This is a genomic window from Aquirhabdus parva, from assembly GCF_003351745.1.
Lineage (GTDB): Bacteria > Pseudomonadota > Gammaproteobacteria > Pseudomonadales > Moraxellaceae > Aquirhabdus > Aquirhabdus parva.
On record NZ_CP031222.1, the window covers coordinates 688025 to 704769 of the forward strand.

Sequence of the window (16745 nt, forward strand, 5' to 3'; positions counted from 1 at the left end):
TCACAATGTTTTCACAATAACCCCCACAATCTCCGTGGCCTGCTGAACAATACTATCTCGATACGCTTCAAATAAAGCATCGCTGATCTGATCGTCATCGCCCGGCTTAAAGTTGGTCATGACAGGCACATGCAGATGACCTGCAAGGATAGAAGGGTTATAGAGATCCCTCAGTAGGGTATTGCGATAGCCACTTTCATTAGAGAGATAGTTTCCACCGCTGCCTTTTTGTGCGCAAGCATTGGCAAGGGGGGCAACAGGAATTTTGGGCGGCGGGACTTCACTGTTAAAATCTTGAGTGGCCATCTTCTGACAATCAGGGAAAACACTGTAGGGTGTATGCCAGATGACGTCATAACCACCCTGTTTATGGGTCTCAGGATTAATGATTGATTTCCCCGTATGGGCAGCCAAAATGGCGTTGATAGGTAGGCTCGTCACTGTAAATTGCTTGGGCTTATCCTGAACCCATGGACGAGGGTTATAACCTAAAATGTCAGTAGGTGGATAAATACTGGCTTCTTCAACTGAGGGTAATGTCGCTGGGATGACGAGCCCAGTATTATCTGCAAAATTCGTTGCATGATAACGACTATGCCAGTTCTCAATCCAAAATGCACCTTTACCGCCTTGGCTCATCGTAATCGAAGCCAGCACATGACCTTTGCCTTTAAAGAAGGGCGCTACTGTATATTCCTGCATGCCTTTCTGGAAATCACTGTAGTTCACAGGCAGTAAGTAGGTTTGGATGACGGCTGTGGAACCATCCGATAGTTTGAAGGTCTTGCCATTTAATGCCAGTGCGATAGCGCCTGAAGGATTCCCAATACGTACTTTTGTCGAAGGGTGGTCTGCTCCCGGCGTTCCTAGCGTAAAAGGATCAAATCCGCTGATGATGATGCGTTTCACATGCGAATCAGAAGGAAACTGCATAGAGTATTGTCCACGTGAGGCGCGCTCTAAGGTCCACTGTAGTTCTTCGCGCTGTGCTTGAGTGAGTGTAAATGAAGGCTTCCACTGCCGTAAAATCAACGTCATTTGTAAGCGCGCCCAGTACAGCATTCGATCATCACTTTGCGGTAGAGACCCCTTTATTTCCTGACCTTGGACACGATTAACAGCCGCTTGCCAAAGTTCTATTCCAGCACGTTTGACCAATCTTTGACTGTCATCAAACGATTTGATCGTCTGGATATCACATAAGTTGCGAGAAAATTGGGGTGCGAAACGGTCAAATCCGGATGCTTCAAGGATTTGAGTTGCGAAAGGTTTGCCATTTGGTACTAAGATATTCTTGAGGCGTTGTTCTTCATAGGATGGGGTTACCATCGTATCCAAGCAATTGGAGTCACCCTGAATGGTGTTGATTAGAGGTGTCTTTAACGAGGGATTCGAGAAATCTTTTTGACATCCAGCCGAGATTACAAGGAGCGCTATTAAGGGGAGTTTTTTAAAGCCTTGGGTGCGATATTTTAAAGAACTCATCGAGATGGATGTCCTTGAATTAAACTATTCAAGATGGAATCGTAGCATAACGATCCCACTTGAACTCATATTCTTAGACTCAATTCACTCCGACTAGCTCTACCCATTTGCCGTCTTTGACTTGATATGCTGTGATCTGTCCTGTTTTCAAATCGCCTTTGTCATCAAACTGAATTTGATTGGTGACGCCTGCATAATTGGTATCTTTGATTTTTGGGGCATAGACTTTAGGGTCGGTTGAGTTTGCAGCCTGCATGGCTTTGGCAATCACTTGTGTCGCATCATAATAATAAGGCGAGTAAAGCTGTACTGGGCCATACTTCTGTTCAAAGCGTTGTTTGAATGAAGCGCCTTGCGGCATCTTTTCAAGGGGCAGGCCTGCAGAGGTGATCACTACGCCTTCGGCAGATTTCCCTGCCAGTTTGATGAACTCAGGCGTGTTCATGCCATCGCCACCAATAAATTGCGCGGTAATGCCTAGATTACGCACCTGAATAATCATCGCAGCTGCTTGCCCATCATTTCCGGCAAAGAAAATTAGATCGGGGTTCTTGCCTTTAATCCGGGTGAGTACTGCATTAAAGTCTGTTTCTTTGTCACTGGCGGATTCACGAGCAATCAGATTGCCGTTGAGTGTTTTAAGGTACTTTTCAAACTCATCGGCCATACCGACGCCATAGGCACTCCGGTCATCAATGATCGCGATGCGCTTTGCACCAAAATGTTGTGCGGCAATTTTTGCCAAAGTTTGACCTTGCTGTACATCGTTGGCGATCAAACGAAAGGCATAAGGAAAGCCCTGTTGGGTATATTTTGGATTGGTCACCGCGCAGGCAATCAACGGAATACCTGCGGCGTTATAGAGTGCTGATGCAGGTAGGGTTGTACTTGATGTCGTATGGCCGATCGCGGCATTCACATGGGCATCGACTAGCCGCTGTGCAGCTGCGGTTGCATTGCGCGGGTCAGCCTGATCATCTTCGCTTTGAATTTTAAAGACCACGGGTTTGCCCGCAATCACAATTTTCTGTGCATTTAAATCATCAATGGCCAGACGTACCCCATTTTCTTCGTCCTTGCCATAGTGAGCCAGTGCTCCGGTCAATGCACCGACTACACCAATAGTCACGGTATTGGTATTTGCATCTTCGGTTTTCTTGCTGCAATGGCTTAGAGCAAGGCCGATTAAAGCAATACCAAAGACTTTACTGAAACGGATGGCAGGCGAGCTGGCTGGACTATGTAGGTGTAGGTTCATGCTATATCTGAATCGTATAAAAATATCATATAGAAAGATAACATGAAATTATGAGCTTCTATATTCATTTTGTGGGAAAGCATGTGCTTAAGGATGCAAGCTAATTTGTGCTGATGACGTCTGTCATTCAATGATTCAAAGGATTTGGTCGGAAATAAATGTGCTTAACAATTCACTACGTCATTTATAGTGAGACATGCGCTATTGTTATGACTTTGCTACACCTATTTTTGAATTGGGCGATTTAAGGAATATGATCATGACACGTCGTTTATTGACAGCGGTTGCATTATCTACGGTATTGTTGACCACCTTGCCAAGCTGTGGTTATAACACTTTGCAGGCCAAAGACGAGGCCGTCAACGCCAGTTGGTCAGAGGTATTAAACCAATATCAACGTCGTGCGGATCTCATTCCGAACCTTGTGAATGTGGTCAAAGGCTATGCGACGCATGAAGAGAAAGTGCTGACTGAAGTGACCGCTGCACGTGCTTCTGTTGCGGGGATTAAAGCAACCCCTGAGTTGGTGAATGATCCTGTGGCGTTCCAGAAGTTCATTGATGCACAGAATCAGTTGCAAGGTTCATTATCTCGTTTGATGGCTGTGACCGAAAACTATCCGGACCTCAAAGCCAACCAGAATTTCCTCGACTTGTCTTCGCAATTAGAAGGTACGGAGAATCGCATTACTGTGGCACGTAACCGTTATATCTCTACGGTGCAGGACTACAATGTGACCGTACGTCAGTTCCCGTCCAACCTGACCGCAAAAGTGACCGGTATGCACACCAAACCCAACTTCAGTGTTGCCAATGAAGCGCAGGTTTCACAAGCCCCTACGGTTAGTTTTAGCGGATCATAACGCATGAATGCTCGCGCTTTTGCGACCTCATCCCTGATGCGGCTTTATTTGCTGTTGCTCGTCATGTTTGTGAGTATGATCGGGCAGTCGAATGCATGGGCTGCTGAAGATGATGCTGATGCCGTTATTGCAACTCAAGTCGCTAAAACAACGGCATTAAAGCCGCTTAAAGAGTTGGTTGCGACGCCATTAGCGACCACAGCTGCCAGCGCACCAGTGGCCTCCACTGCAAGTACACCTGCGGCAGTTGATGCTGGAGGTGGTTTTTTAACACTGCCTACGCTTAATGCTCCTGTGATTGATCAGGCTGGTGCACTGAGTGCTGCAGAGAATCAGCAGATTAGTGACAAGTTGCGTGCAATTCATAGCGCTGGTCGTGCCCAGGTTGGTTTGATTCTGGTCAAAACGACCCAAGGCGAAACCATTTTTGATTACGCTGGTCGGGTGTTCTCTGCTTGGAAGCTGGGGGATGCCGCGCGCGATAATGGCTTGCTGATCGTTGTTGCCGTGCAAGATCGTAAGATGCAGATTTTAACTGGTTATGGTCTAGAGGGCATAATCCCTGATGTCATCGCTTCTCGAATCATCCGCGAACAAATCACCCCGCAGTTTAAAACGGGCAATTATGCGGCGGGTTTGAATGCGGGCATTGACCGCATTGATGGTATTTTGCAACAAGATCCAGAGACCGCAAAAGCCGCGGCAGATCAATTAAAAGCGGAACAGCAAGCAATACGCTCTGGGCAACAAGGCAATGTCGTTTCGGGCAGTCTGATTTTAATCTTGTTGGTTTTGGTGGTGGTCGGTCAGTTTACGCAAATGATCTTTGGTCGAGTGCTTAATTCCACCGGACTTGCCGCAGCAGGTGTCGGCGTTGGTCTCTTTTCCGGTCTGGGGCTAGCGAGCAGTTTGTTGCTGGGCGGTGGGGTATTTATTTTACTCCTTGTCGGCATTTTACCGTTTTTGAATATTCTACTGAGCATGAGCGGTCGAGGCGGCGGAGGTTCAGGTGGAGGCGGTTATGGTGGAGGCGGTGGTTCATTTGGCGGTGGAGGCGCATCGGGCTCATGGTAACTGATGTTTTACAGACAAAATTAGATCCGAATCATGCTGTAGAGACGACCAGTTTTGTGCGTTGGTTAAAGCAGCTGTTTTACTTTCGTTGGCAAGAACGCCATCAGTTTGATGCTGCTGCACGATCAGCGATTGAACAGGCGGTCAAAGCTGCAGAGGCAGGTCATGCGGGCGAGATTAAGGTCGTGATTGAGGGGCATCTCCCTTTAAATACGGCCTTATTCCAAGGAGCAACAGGTCGTGCACGGGACTTGTTTGCATCGCTGGGGGTCTGGGATACCGAACTCAATAGTGGTGTATTGTTGTATATCAATCTTTGTGAACATCGCGTAGAAATTGTGGCCGATCGCGGCATCAATGCCAAAATTGCGCCTGATCGTTGGCTGACGATTTGCGAACGAATCACAGCTAAGCTTGGGGATAATAAACATGAGCATGGCGTGGTTTTAGGTATCGAGTTGATCGGTCACACCTTGCTTGAGTTTTATACTGTCCTTGATTCTGAAGCGGGGAATGAGCTTAGTGATGCAGCACTTTTTTTATAAAAAATAATCTGTATAAAATTTAGACATTTGATCATAATTTGCGATATTTATACCAACCAAATGGTATAAAAATAAGCTATAGTTCGATTAGTGTGATTTGTGTCACATATCTGTGGTAAATGGCGACGTCGACTGAGCTATTTCTGTTGTTTTTTAAACATATTTTTCTTTATTCCTTGTAAATCTTTATTCAGAGGTTGATGTTTCGTCATGTCCAAACTTAACTTAAGTGAATTGACTAGTATTGATGGTTTTGTTGCTGCTGCAGTTGTTGATAGTGAAAGTGGTCTTGCGTTGGCAGTTGCTGGTTCAGGAGTTGATTTAGAACTGGCTGCCGCTGGTAATACCGAAGTTGTTCGTGCGAAGCGTAAAGTTGCAAGTGCACTGAAACTGAATGATAGCATCGAAGACATTTTGATCACTCTTGGTAAGCAATATCACCTGATTCGCCCACTGGAGCGCAATGACAAGCTGTTCATCTACGTGGTACTTGATCGTAGCAAATCAAATCTTGCAATGGCGCGCCATGAATTGAAATCTTTTGAAAAAGAACTCGATTTTTCTTAATTCAATGTAAGTCAAGCAGTGAGCGTTTACTCACTGCTTTCTCCTTAAAAATTTTTCTAGTGACACTTCAAGATGAATATGCCGCAAAGTTCAGTGGATATATCAATCGTTGGTCTCAGTGTGGGGACGACCGTTACGATTCGAAATTGTCTTCGTCAGATTATTCCAAGCCATTTCGACTTGCGCTGGGTCAATCTTGCAGAGCCGACTGTTGATTTATTGATTGTGCATAGCGCATTTGCAGAGTCTGCGAATGTGTCAAAGATGCTCTCTGGGCGTCAGATTCCTAAACTAAAAATTTCTACCGAATTCGGGCAAGATGGCGTCTTTAGAAATGAAACGTTGTATTTACCGATTGCAGAATTAACTCCGCTCCAAGAGTGGCTCTATACCAAGCTCCCTAAGTTATCTTCATTGCCCGTTAGTCATTTTCTTTCGCAAAAAACTGATCAATTGATTAATCAACAGATTGATTTTTCTCTATTTGAAAAAATACATGATAAAGAAGCGGGACCAACAAAAATCCTCAGTGCAGATGGTTTGATCGGGATCGTCAATACGCGCAAAGAGCAGATATGGTTAACCAAAACAGAATCGCAAACCAATAAAGTTGATCATACTTGGCAAGTGACGTATTCGACCAATAAAGATGGCCGTGAAGTTATTGATTTTCCTAATGATTTACGCCAGTGGATTTGGCAAACCTTATGGCAGGCTGATCGTTTACTCACGCTTGCTTCACCAGAAGACTATATTCATTTGAAGTTTTGGCCTCATCCAAAGGTATCAGATCGAAAAGATACCTTACGTATGGCTGCATATTTCGAGCATGGGTATAAAGTGCGTGAGGTGGCTGAGAAAAGTCAGATTTCTTTGCCGCGCGTTCAGCATTTTGCTTCTTCATTGATTGCCGCAAACCTTGCGAAGCATTCTCTTGCCGAGTTCAGTCATTCATCAGTTGCACGGGGAGGAATGTCTGGTCGCGAAGCTTTGGGTTTACGCGGATTTTTTTCTAAATTACGACTTCGTTTAGGATTGTAGTCTTTTTTTGATGAAGATAAATTAAATATGCAACAGTACAAAATCGTATTTAGTGGTCCCATGGGCGCTGGTAAATCGCAAGCGATTGCCAGCTTATCGGATATTTCCGTTCTAACGACTGAAGTGACCAATACCGATCAGGAAGCACACCAGAAGATGCTGACGACAGTTGGCATTGATTACGGAGAGATCACTTTAGATTCGCATACCAAAATCGGGCTCTACGGTACGCCAGGTCAGCAGCGTTTTAGCTTCATTTGGCCGATTATCGCGCAAGGTGCTTTGAGTGTAGTCATTCTCATTGACCATACGGCGGCAAATCCACTGGATGATCTGCAACATTATATTCAAGCCTTTGAGGGAAAAATAAATCATCTTGTCATCGGTGTGACCCATGTTGATGAGATGCTTGAGCGTCCAGTTGCAATCTATCGGGAATGGCTGGAGAAGAACGAGCTCAACTATCCTTTGTTTACAGTGGATGCCAGACATCGTGAAGATGTTTTATTATTAGTTGAAGTGATTATTGCTTCTTTTGAAGCACGCATGAATGTTAAAGATGGGGAGTTGTTATCGTGAATGGGTTAAATGTTCCCTTGGGGAGAAAAGCCCCTCAGGTTCTGGTTCAGGCGGCGCATATTGAAATTAATGCGCTACTGAATGATCTACAAGGCATTGATAGTGTATTACTCGCGTCTACCGATGGCTTTGAGCTCACGTCAGTTCATAAAAAGCCTGACTTCGAGGCCGGTAAGTTTGCGGCGGTGAGTAGTTCGATTCTGGCACTGGTAAAGGCTTTTTTAACTGAGATCAATTTGGTCGGTTGTCAGTCGATTACACTGGATGCAGAAAACGGGAAGGCCCTGATTGTTTCAATCCCTGCGGTCGATCATCCTATGGTGATGGTGGTTATTACGGACAGTACTGTCTTGCTCGGCAACTTACTTCATAGAATTAAAGTCAGCTCACAGAAGATTGCTCAACTTGAACGGCAATATAGCGCTTGAACGCAAGCGCAATTTTTCTGGTTTGATAGAGAAGATGATTTTGTTTATTATTTAAGCAAATATTAGATTTATATTGCCAAAGAATCTCTGTACGGCTACTATCGAATTGTAAATAATATGTAAATTAATAAAAATGGTTCGCAAGCCCCTACTGAGCAGGGAGTATCAGTATCATGAATACCCTAGTGACACAAGCTGACGATAAATCTGCCGTACAGCCTTCATATTCCAAGATTTTAGAGCTAACTCCTCACACGGGTTGGGCTGCGGAGTTTTGGCAGTCTTTGACGCCGCTTAAAGATCAAGTTGCTAATCATCCTTTTTTTCAAGATATCGCCGATGGCAAAATGACCCATGAAGGGTTTAAATACGCATTGCTGAATCTTTATCCATTGGTCGGGCATTTTCCTTCTTATATGGCGCTGAACTTGGCCAAAGCGATTCGTTTTGAACAACCCGGCGTGCTTGAAGCACGTAATTGGCTGATCCGTAACATCAAAACAGAAGAGCGCCATTTGTTTTGGTATCGTGACTGGGCTGAAGGTTTTGGTGTCCCGATTTCTGCGCTCAATCACGTCACTCCGCCACCTGCAATGAATGCAGTCAACCATTTCTTATGGAATATCAATACCTACGGTACATTGGCTGAGGGTATTGCAGCGACTAATCTTGCGATTGAATGGGCCACAGGAGATTGGACCATCAAAGTCTTCAAAGGGATGCAGGCTTATGCAAATAAAGCCGGAATGACGATTGATACCCGTACACTGGCTTGGCTACGTGCGCATGCACAGTATGATGATGAGCATCCGCACGAAGCGATGGAGTTAGTGAAGCGTCTGTGTGATCACGATCCTGTACAACAAGAAAAAGCCCGTCATGCGGCTGAACAGGGTTTAGGCTATTACCATCTCGCAATTGACCATTGCTATGGCGCCATTTAACTATCTTGGCCGAGTAGATGCATACACTCATTGAGCTTCAGGTTATTCTCGCAAGCGATTTAACATCATCTGATCATCAGGCTATTCGAGATTTATGCACGCGTGCATACGGAGAGGATGTTTGGTGTGACTACGACTACCTGAATTCGGCCTATCATGTGATTGGACGGGATGGTGTAAATATTGTGTCACATGCACTCTGGGTTGACCGCTTTTTAGTGGTGGGGCAAGGGGTACCTCTTAAAACGGCTTATGTCGAATATGTTGCCACTGAGCCCACCCGACAAGGACAAGGTCTGGCCTCGCAATTACTCAAGTTTCTGATCGACTATATCCAAAATGATGAGCTGCAGTTCATTGAACCACAGGTCACCACTTCGCGTTATCAATTGGCCGCTTTATACCCTGAGGACTCAGAATTTTATGCACGTTTAGGCTGGGAGCTTTGGCAAGGGGATCTTTTTATACGCCAAGATCAACAGTTGATTGCCACACCCGATGATGAGGTGATGATTCATCGCTTGGTGACGACGCCTAACCTTTCATTAGCCGATAGTCTTTCTGCTGAGTGGCGCATTGGTGAGCTTTGGTAGTTAGTATGTGCACCATTCGGTCAATTTAACGCTATCATAGCGTTATTCATCTTGCTGTATTTTTGCCTATGCAACCCCCTGATCTTCTATTCCTCGGTTTCTTTGCCTTCTGTGCCGGATTGATTGATTCGGTGGTTGGCGGAGGTGGCCTCATTCAAATTCCTGCGCTGTTCAATGCGCTACCGAACGCCTTGCCTGCCACGATTTTTGGCACCAATAAAATCGCCGCAATTTCTGGGACGCTCTCTGCTGCATGGTCTTATGTGCGCCGTGTAAAGTTACCGTGGGCTCTGATTATCCCGGCAATGCTGGCTGCATTTGTCATGTCATTCACCGGTGCGGCGATCGTGTCTTTGATCCCAAAGTCCATTATGCAGCCGGTGGTTTTTGTTTTGCTGATCGTCATGGCGATCTATACTTTTCATAAAAAGGAATTTGGTTTATTACATACCCATTTAGTCGTGGGACGGCGAGAGAAACTACTGGGGGTTTTGTCAGGTGGCGCGATTGGTTTATATGACGGGGTGTTCGGTCCGGGGACAGGCAGTTTTCTGATTTTTTTATTCATTCGACTATTTTCATTTGATTTTCTGCATGCTTCCGCCGCGTCCAAGTTGGTCAATGTGGCAACCAACGCCGCGGCACTCTTATATTTTGTCCCAACGGGGCATGTGCTGTGGCAGATTGCACTCATCATGGCGGTGTGTAATATCATGGGCTCTCTAACGGGTACGCGACTCGCCCTGAAGCATGGGGCAGGTTTTGTGCGGGTGTTGTTTTTAGTCTTGCTGATCGGTCTGATTGGTAAGATGGGGTGGGGGATGTTGAGATAGTGGCTCCTTGGTATCTATAAGATACGCGTTTGGAAAACAGAATCGATTTTGAGTTGATGATTGCGTATGTAGCGAGACAAAGCCCAGCATGACTGGGCTTTGTCTTATAGTACGACGCTTTCGAACGGGTTTAGAAACCAGATGCTGGGCTTGTCCAGATATTCCGGAAGAAGGAGTCGATGTAGCCGACTGTGATTTTTCCGGCATTGGCTGACGTTGTAGCGGGTGGTGTGACAGTTACTTGCGTATATCCGAGTGGAATATTCGTCAGACTGTGACCCCCTCCGGCTGTTCCACTGACTGACAGGTATAAGTTGCTCGGAAGTAAGTTATTACTGGTGATCAGTGTCGTATTGGCAGAGGGCACAGTCCAACTTACGGTAAGTGGTGTACCACTTGTTGCAGAAGTAGATAGTGCGGGTGATACACTCATCGCGCTTGGGAAAATGGTTGTTGTAAGATCGGTCGAGGTGAGAGGGGGCGCAAACAGTTGGACGGGGTATGTTGCCAATATTGTTGTTTGTGTACCCGTTACATTATAAAGCGTCACCGTATAGTTTGCGGGCAGGTTAGATAGGTTAATTTGCCCGATATGAGCATCATCCATGGCATATACATTGCTATAGCAGTTCGTTGCAGGCTTGGTATTTGTACCGGCATAACTGCTGACATCGCCGTTGGCAAGCGTTAGGCTGGTTGAGCTGCCATTTTGGAAGAATAGCAGGTTGGAATCGATGCCTAGACCCGTAACTGTTGCATAGCTAATCGGCAAGGGGTTATTGCTACTGTCTTTAAACGCACCGTTATCGGTAATGTCCAATTGTAGACCGCTGCAGAGAGTATTGTTGTTGTCGCCTTCAAATGCCTTCAAATCAATCTTGGCTCTTTGCTGATTGCCTAAAATACGCCAAGAGCCAGCGCTCGTTTTATAAATAATATAGTTGTAGCGGCCTGTCGGTTTATTATTTTGTATGGCTGTGAAGCTCACCAGATATGGACTACTTGCACCTGCTGGCAGTGTTGCAAAGGAGGGTGTGCTGGCTAATACAATGTCAGTAAAAGCCAATGCTCCTCCAGTGACTTGAGTATTACTTATGGTTTTTTGCAGATATGCGGAGAGTGATACGCCGTCTTGTACAAAATTGCTTTGATCAAAAAACGCCAATAATGATGGGGATGTTGGAGTGGGTTGATTGGCAAATATCGCGGCTAAACTATTCAAAAAAGAAGCGATAGATTGCTGGTCACTGAGACTAGCGCTGCCTACTGTAGACAAGGGGGTTGTAGGGGGCGCATTGAGCGTACCACTGATCGAATTACCATTTAGCGCATTAGTGATGACTTCGGTTTTGCTCAGCGGATCAATATTGACGTGAACTGCATCGATCAATGCATCCAGCCCCGTGTGATTAACGGTAAAGGCTTGATGGAGTAAGTCAGGATTGGTTGAGGTGATGCCTAATCCAGAAAAGAGTGGCTGCAGCAGCGTATTTAGTGATTGAACGCCACTGGTGAGCGCGGTCGAGGTCAAGGCCGCAGCAAAACCGCCATTAGCAAACACGCTATGGGGATCATTGCCAAGAATATTCCCTACAACGACATCGGTGAGAGGTGTGACATTGACGGTAGCATTACCATTGGCGTAATCCGCAAAGGTGACCGCGGAATGTAAATAGTAAGTGGTTCCACCGATTTGATAACTGACTTCAATCATCCATGGTGTCGCAAACCCCTCGACTTGATCTACGGTAAATGCAAAATGTCCTTGGCTATCTACCGTAGTGCTTGCTGTTTTGGCGGGGCCAGAAGAGTCTTTGAGCGTCACCGTGGCATTCATGGCATTGGTTATGGGGCCGTTTGCAGTCGCTGCAGTGCCACTGATTAGACTGGTTTGCAAGACACTCAGGTTATTCGAGTTAGAGCCATCGCCACAGGCAGTTAAAGAGAGCGTGAGGACGCTTAGCGCTGCAATTGATCGTAAATTTAACATGATGGAGGTTCTCTATTCTGTAAGGTTATTCGGTCATTTGATCAACGGAGCTTTGGTTACAAATGACTGGTAATGGCGATAGAGGAAATATAGGTCGCAGGAGCAGAGAGTGCGGGCATCGGTGCCAAGGCGCCGTTAGAGCCGATGGAATAAACTGAGATGTTGCTGCTACCGGTATCAGTGACATAAGCAAATTTATCGGTCGGGTCTACGGCAATGGAATAAGGCGCATTGCCGACTACGGCCACAGGGGTTGAGATTGGGGATAATGCGCCATTCGAACCAATCGAGTATTCAAAGACGCCCGCAGATGTTGCCGCGTATAGGTACTGACCTGCAGGGTCGATGGTGATGCCATAGGCCCCTGTTGCTGTCATTGGAGAGGTGGCAACGGGTGATAATGTGCCGTTCGTAGTAATGGCATATTCAGAGATGAGGGAGTTACCCGTCACCAGATACACGTATTGTCCTTTGGGGTTCACAGCAATGGCGTTGGGTCGAGCTCCGGATAGATCCAGCGTGGTCAGGAGTGACAATGCGCCATTGGTTCCAATGGCATATTCTGAAATCGAATCATTGTCGCTGGCGCCATTAGCGGCATAGGCGTATTGACCTGTAGAATCAATGGCGAGTGCTGAGGGATATTCACCTGCTGGAGAGCTGGATGTTGCCGAGGGCGTTGTAGACAGAGCACCATTACTACCGATGCTATAGCTGAAGATCGTTCCCGTTGTATTGTCTGCCACAAAAGCATATTGACCCGTTGGGTCTGTTGCAATGGCGAACCCATAAGCCGATGTTGGCAACAGTAGTGTAGACGCTAAAGTAAAGGCGCCATTGTTGCCAATACTATAGTTATAGATACTACTATTGGTTGGATTGACTAAATACGCATGCCCTACCGTCGGGGCTGGAGTCGTTGTACTGTCTGAACCGCTACCACACGCTGCTAAAAACAGCGGTATGGTTAAACTCGCCAAAAGCGTTATTTTCTTGATCATTTCATTCATCCCCCCAGCGTAAAAAAGATCTAGCAGACACACTCTTAGCCGTTATTGAAGGCATCTTGAGAGGTAATCTGTATTTGAGTTTGGCAATGCATGCCAAAACTTGAGCATCCATTGTCGATGGGCTCATGCTAGAGAGGCTTTAAACGTGTACTTTGAGGGATGTGTTGCTCGATGGTTTTTTTTTAGGATGAGATTGTAAGTCTTCTAATTATCTTCACCTTCCCAATATTCCATGGTTTGAGACTGATCATAGCCTTCTTGAACCAAGCGAACCTGAATACGCCCACTGTCGGTATAGAGGGTCACTTCATGTGGGTTTTTCTCTCCAATGATGAGATAGCGGCAGGTTTTATCGCTGTGATTGATCAGTGTATGCCCTGCTTTTTGACCCGCAGGAAAGCAGACATAGTCTTCTTTTGAAAGCTCGAATGTTTTGTCGCCAAGGCGGAGAGTAAGGCTGCCTTCAAGAATATAAAGGTGCTCTTCTTCGAGCATATGGTAATGCGCAGGACCCGATTGTTTGCCTGGCTCAAGCTCCTCAAGACAGACGCCGACATGCGCCCCACCGCCAAATTTATCGAGTCGTTTGAAGCGGCTGGCAAAGCGTTGCCCATGAGAAAATTCCTCCCAAGGCGCTTCATCTGTAGAAAACGGCTCAAAAATGCCCTCGGCATTGATCGAAGAGTTTCTGTCTGCCACTGCGGTAATCTCCATCAATCTCAATCAAGGTTATAGTTTGACTTTAAATTTCATTTTGAATGGAAAGTCCATCGCACATGGCTGCCCAGAACAAAGCGCAGGCTTATATTTTGTTTTTAGTAGGACAAATGCGATGGGGTTTGTCATTTCTGGATCGGGAATTTGATAAAACTTAACGCTTTGTCCATCACCCTTTGCATCGACACTGACTGCTGCAAACAAATCACCGCTGGCCAGCACGGCACTTTGAATTCTGACAATATCATTCATAAGCGGTTTCATGCCATTTATGGGATAAGGCGGCTCATCTTGATCTCCCAGCTTTTCATACTGATTTTTTACAGAAGCAACTTCATTTGGCGTTAAATCCGCATAGCGCTTATTGAAGTCAATATCACCTATTGCAGTGACTGCAGGGATATTGGATCCTGTTGTCGGTGTTTCTTGATGTAAGGTGTATTGATCAGCAGCATTTGCCATCATGTTGATTGAGGCGGTGATGAGAAATAGAAATAAATAGGATCGAAGCAAAATAAAATCCTTTAAAAAAAGTAAAGATGGATATCAATGAGTAACAATTGTTTTGGATTAATACGCTTATATCGTACGAGAATAACCTAAATTTTCCATTAGGTTAAGTTGATTGCTTGGAATCTCGTGATGAGGATCAAGGATGGAAGCTAGCCGAGTTCTAATTCACAAAAAAAGACATGTCTTTTAATGATTTTATATTAATGTATCGGATGGTATGAAAATATGGAGTTTGATGATGAAAGCAGTTGGATATAGTCAGTCTTTACCGATCGATCATCCAGAGTCGTTATTGGATATCGAGCTGCCTGAACCACCCATTGGGGATTATGATTTATTGGTTGAGGTTCGTGCGGTATCGGTAAATCCCGTGGATACCAAGGTGCGCAAAAATGCACAACCACCCTCTGGCGAGTACAAAGTGCTGGGCTGGGATGCAACGGGTATCGTTAAAGCGGTGGGTCCTAAAGTCACGTTATTTAAACCGAATGATCGCGTGTGGTACGCAGGCTCGATTGCTCGTGCGGGCAGTAATAGTGAACATCATGTGGTTGATGAGCGTATCGTTGGTCGCTTGCCTCATAGTCTTGATTTTGCGGCGGCTGCGGCATTGCCATTGACCAGTATTACGGCATGGGAGTTGTTATTTGAGCGTCTGCAAGTGGTGGAGGGCAAGGCCGATCGCGGTCAAACACTCTTGATTATTGGTGCTGCGGGCGGTGTGGGTTCCATCTTGACGCAATTGGCAAGGCAACTTACCGGTCTTACCGTGATAGGCACGGCTTCGCGTCCAGAGACCGCAGAGTGGGTTAAAGCACTGGGCGCTCATCATGTCATCGACCACAGCAAACCGTTGTCTGAAGAATTAAAGCGCATAGGCATTCCGGAGGTGACTTTTGTCGCAAGCCTGACGCAAACCGATCAGCACTATGAGCAAATTGTCGCTGCTTTGGCACCACAAGGGCGTCTAGCACTCATTGATGATCCCGCAAAGCCTTTGGATATTATGCAACTGAAAAGGAAGTCGATTTCACTGCATTGGGAACTGATGTTCACCCGTCCGATATTTCATACCCCTGATATGATTGAGCAGCATCATTTGCTCAACCGCGTATCTGATCTGATTGATCAAGGCGTGCTAAAAACCACTTTGGGTGAAAATTTTGGCAAGATCAATGCTGAAAATTTACGCCGTGCCCATGCTTTCATCGAAAGTGGGCAGGCAAAAGGCAAGATTGTTCTTGAAGGGTTCTGATCTTGGTTTTATAGCCGTTGCATCAACTTGCAGCTTGGGGCTCGGTGCGATTATTGACGGCCTGTGAGCTGATATCACTGGCAGACCCTGCGATTGCCGACTGATAAGTGAGCGCACCATTCGTTCCGATGGTGTAGACCGAAATATTGGCTGAGTCTGTATTAGTGACATAAACGGATTGGTTGGAAGGATCAACCGCAATGGTATAGGGTGCCGTGCCAGTGGCGAGAGCTACGGGTGTCGACACTTCTGTCAATCCGCCATCCGAAGCAATACTGTATTGATGTATGCCTGTTGTTGTGACGACATAGGCATACTGTCCATTCGGGCTTATCGCCAAATCATAAGCGCCTACGGTGGATACAGGCGACTCGGCAGTAGATGCTAGGGAGAGCGTGCCATCGGTACTACTGATTGCATACGTTGAGATCAGTGTATTTCCGGTCAGGACATAGACCACTTGTTTGGTCGGATTGCTGACGATGGCATTGGGAGCGGTATTGGATAAGCTTAGAGTGCTATTGAGGCTCAATGTCCCTGTGCTATCTAGGGTGTATTCCGTAATTGAGTTATTGCTTGTACCGCTATTCGCGACATAGACAAAGCGACCTGTGGCATCAATGGTGAGTCCGATAGGATTTGCACCACTTGGTGAGTTAAGTGTGGCGACTGGAGCGGTGGACAATGCTCCTGCATCGTCAATGGTATAGGTGCTGAGTGCGCCTGTTGTATTGTTAGCAACCAGCAGGTATTTACCCGCTATATCTGATGCCAGAGAAAAGTCTGTGCCCGTGGTAGGCAGTGCAAGGGTTGATAGCAACGTGAGTGTATTCTCCGTCGTACTGCTGCTTCCTGTACTCGAATTATTTTGACGAATACTATAATCGTAGATACTGTTATTTGCAGGACTGACAAAGTAGGCATGGCCAATTGTTGTTGTTTTTGTACAGGCGGCAATAAAGAGCGGGATAGATAAGCTCACAACTAATGCAAGTTTTCTCATAGAATTCTTTCCTTACCCAGCATATTTTGATCAGAATAAGCTCCATCA

General features: G+C 46.0%; 18 protein-coding genes. 11 read left to right on the top strand and 7 right to left on the bottom strand.

The genetic code is table 11. The features are described from left to right. Positions 1–1485 (bottom strand): hypothetical protein, encoded by a 1485-nt coding sequence (locus tag HYN46_RS03075; RefSeq protein ID WP_228254872.1) that lies wholly within the window; start codon positions 1483–1485, stop codon positions 1–3. 79 nt (positions 1486–1564) lie between these two features. Further along, positions 1565–2743, bottom strand: a complete 1179-nt coding sequence (locus tag HYN46_RS03080) for a branched-chain amino acid ABC transporter substrate-binding protein (RefSeq protein ID WP_114898050.1) — start codon at positions 2741–2743, stop codon at positions 1565–1567. Positions 2744–2996: 253 nt separating this feature from the next. Between HYN46_RS03080 and HYN46_RS03085 the strand changes: the two genes are divergently transcribed. The 10 genes from HYN46_RS03085 (at position 2997) to HYN46_RS03130 (ending at position 10209) form a co-directional block, all read left to right on the top strand. Then, complete coding sequence (locus tag HYN46_RS03085) at positions 2997–3605, top strand: LemA family protein (RefSeq protein ID WP_114898051.1); 609 nt, start codon at positions 2997–2999, stop codon at positions 3603–3605. Positions 3606–3608: 3 nt separating this feature from the next. Next, complete coding sequence (locus tag HYN46_RS03090; protein WP_114898052.1) at positions 3609–4679, top strand: TPM domain-containing protein; 1071 nt, start codon at positions 3609–3611, stop codon at positions 4677–4679. Next, positions 4673–5224, top strand: a complete 552-nt coding sequence (locus HYN46_RS03095) for a TPM domain-containing protein (RefSeq protein ID WP_114898053.1) — start codon at positions 4673–4675, stop codon at positions 5222–5224. Before HYN46_RS03090 ends, HYN46_RS03095 begins: the two co-directional genes overlap by 7 nt. Positions 5225–5434: 210 nt before the next feature. Then, positions 5435–5791, top strand: coding sequence for a roadblock/LC7 domain-containing protein (locus HYN46_RS03100; RefSeq protein ID WP_114898054.1), 357 nt, complete (start codon positions 5435–5437; stop codon positions 5789–5791). A gap of 72 nt (positions 5792–5863) precedes the next feature. Beyond that, the gene (locus HYN46_RS03105) at positions 5864–6832 is read left to right on the top strand and encodes a hypothetical protein (RefSeq protein WP_114898055.1); all 969 of its coding nucleotides are present in this window, start codon (positions 5864–5866) and stop codon (positions 6830–6832) included. Positions 6833–6859: 27 nt separating this feature from the next. Continuing rightward, the gene (locus tag HYN46_RS03110) at positions 6860–7411 is read left to right on the top strand and encodes a GTP-binding protein (protein WP_114898056.1); all 552 of its coding nucleotides are present in this window, start codon (positions 6860–6862) and stop codon (positions 7409–7411) included. Continuing rightward, positions 7408–7839, top strand: a complete 432-nt coding sequence (locus HYN46_RS03115) for a roadblock/LC7 domain-containing protein (RefSeq protein ID WP_114898057.1) — start codon at positions 7408–7410, stop codon at positions 7837–7839. Before HYN46_RS03110 ends, HYN46_RS03115 begins: the two co-directional genes overlap by 4 nt. Before the next feature lie 173 nt (positions 7840–8012). Further along, positions 8013–8783: a TenA family transcriptional regulator gene (locus HYN46_RS03120; RefSeq protein WP_114898058.1), complete on the top strand. Its 771-nt coding sequence runs from the start codon at positions 8013–8015 to the stop codon at positions 8781–8783. Positions 8784–8800: 17 nt separating this feature from the next. Further along, the gene (locus HYN46_RS03125; protein ID WP_114898059.1) at positions 8801–9376 is read left to right on the top strand and encodes a GNAT family N-acetyltransferase; all 576 of its coding nucleotides are present in this window, start codon (positions 8801–8803) and stop codon (positions 9374–9376) included. A 68-nt stretch (positions 9377–9444) separates the two neighbouring features. Further along, the gene (locus tag HYN46_RS03130) at positions 9445–10209 is read left to right on the top strand and encodes a sulfite exporter TauE/SafE family protein (protein WP_114898060.1); all 765 of its coding nucleotides are present in this window, start codon (positions 9445–9447) and stop codon (positions 10207–10209) included. Between the two features lie 130 nt (positions 10210–10339). Here HYN46_RS03130 and HYN46_RS03135 read toward each other — a convergent pair whose 3' ends face one another. From HYN46_RS03135 to HYN46_RS03150, 4 genes are all read right to left on the bottom strand, one after another. Beyond that, complete coding sequence (locus HYN46_RS03135; protein WP_114898061.1) at positions 10340–12199, bottom strand: hypothetical protein; 1860 nt, start codon at positions 12197–12199, stop codon at positions 10340–10342. A 56-nt stretch (positions 12200–12255) separates the two neighbouring features. Beyond that, positions 12256–13200 (bottom strand): lactonase family protein, encoded by a 945-nt coding sequence (locus tag HYN46_RS03140; RefSeq protein ID WP_162818074.1) that lies wholly within the window; start codon positions 13198–13200, stop codon positions 12256–12258. 213 nt (positions 13201–13413) lie between these two features. Then, a complete protein-coding gene (locus tag HYN46_RS03145; RefSeq protein WP_114900560.1) occupies positions 13414–13908 on the bottom strand; it encodes a cupin domain-containing protein in 495 nt (164 codons plus the stop codon). 30 nt (positions 13909–13938) lie between these two features. Continuing rightward, positions 13939–14439, bottom strand: a complete 501-nt coding sequence (locus HYN46_RS03150; RefSeq protein WP_114898063.1) for a hypothetical protein — start codon at positions 14437–14439, stop codon at positions 13939–13941. Between the two features lie 238 nt (positions 14440–14677). Here HYN46_RS03150 and HYN46_RS03155 point away from each other — a divergent pair, with 238 nt between their 5' ends. After that, positions 14678–15694 carry a zinc-binding alcohol dehydrogenase family protein gene (locus tag HYN46_RS03155; RefSeq protein ID WP_114898064.1) on the top strand — a complete coding sequence of 339 codons (1017 nt, stop codon included), beginning with the start codon at positions 14678–14680 and terminating at the stop codon, positions 15692–15694. A 22-nt stretch (positions 15695–15716) separates the two neighbouring features. On the opposite strand, the gene HYN46_RS03160 is transcribed toward HYN46_RS03155, so the two are convergent. Further along, positions 15717–16697, bottom strand: a complete 981-nt coding sequence (locus HYN46_RS03160) for a lactonase family protein (RefSeq protein ID WP_114898065.1) — start codon at positions 16695–16697, stop codon at positions 15717–15719. Between the last annotated feature and the right edge of the window lie 48 nt (positions 16698–16745).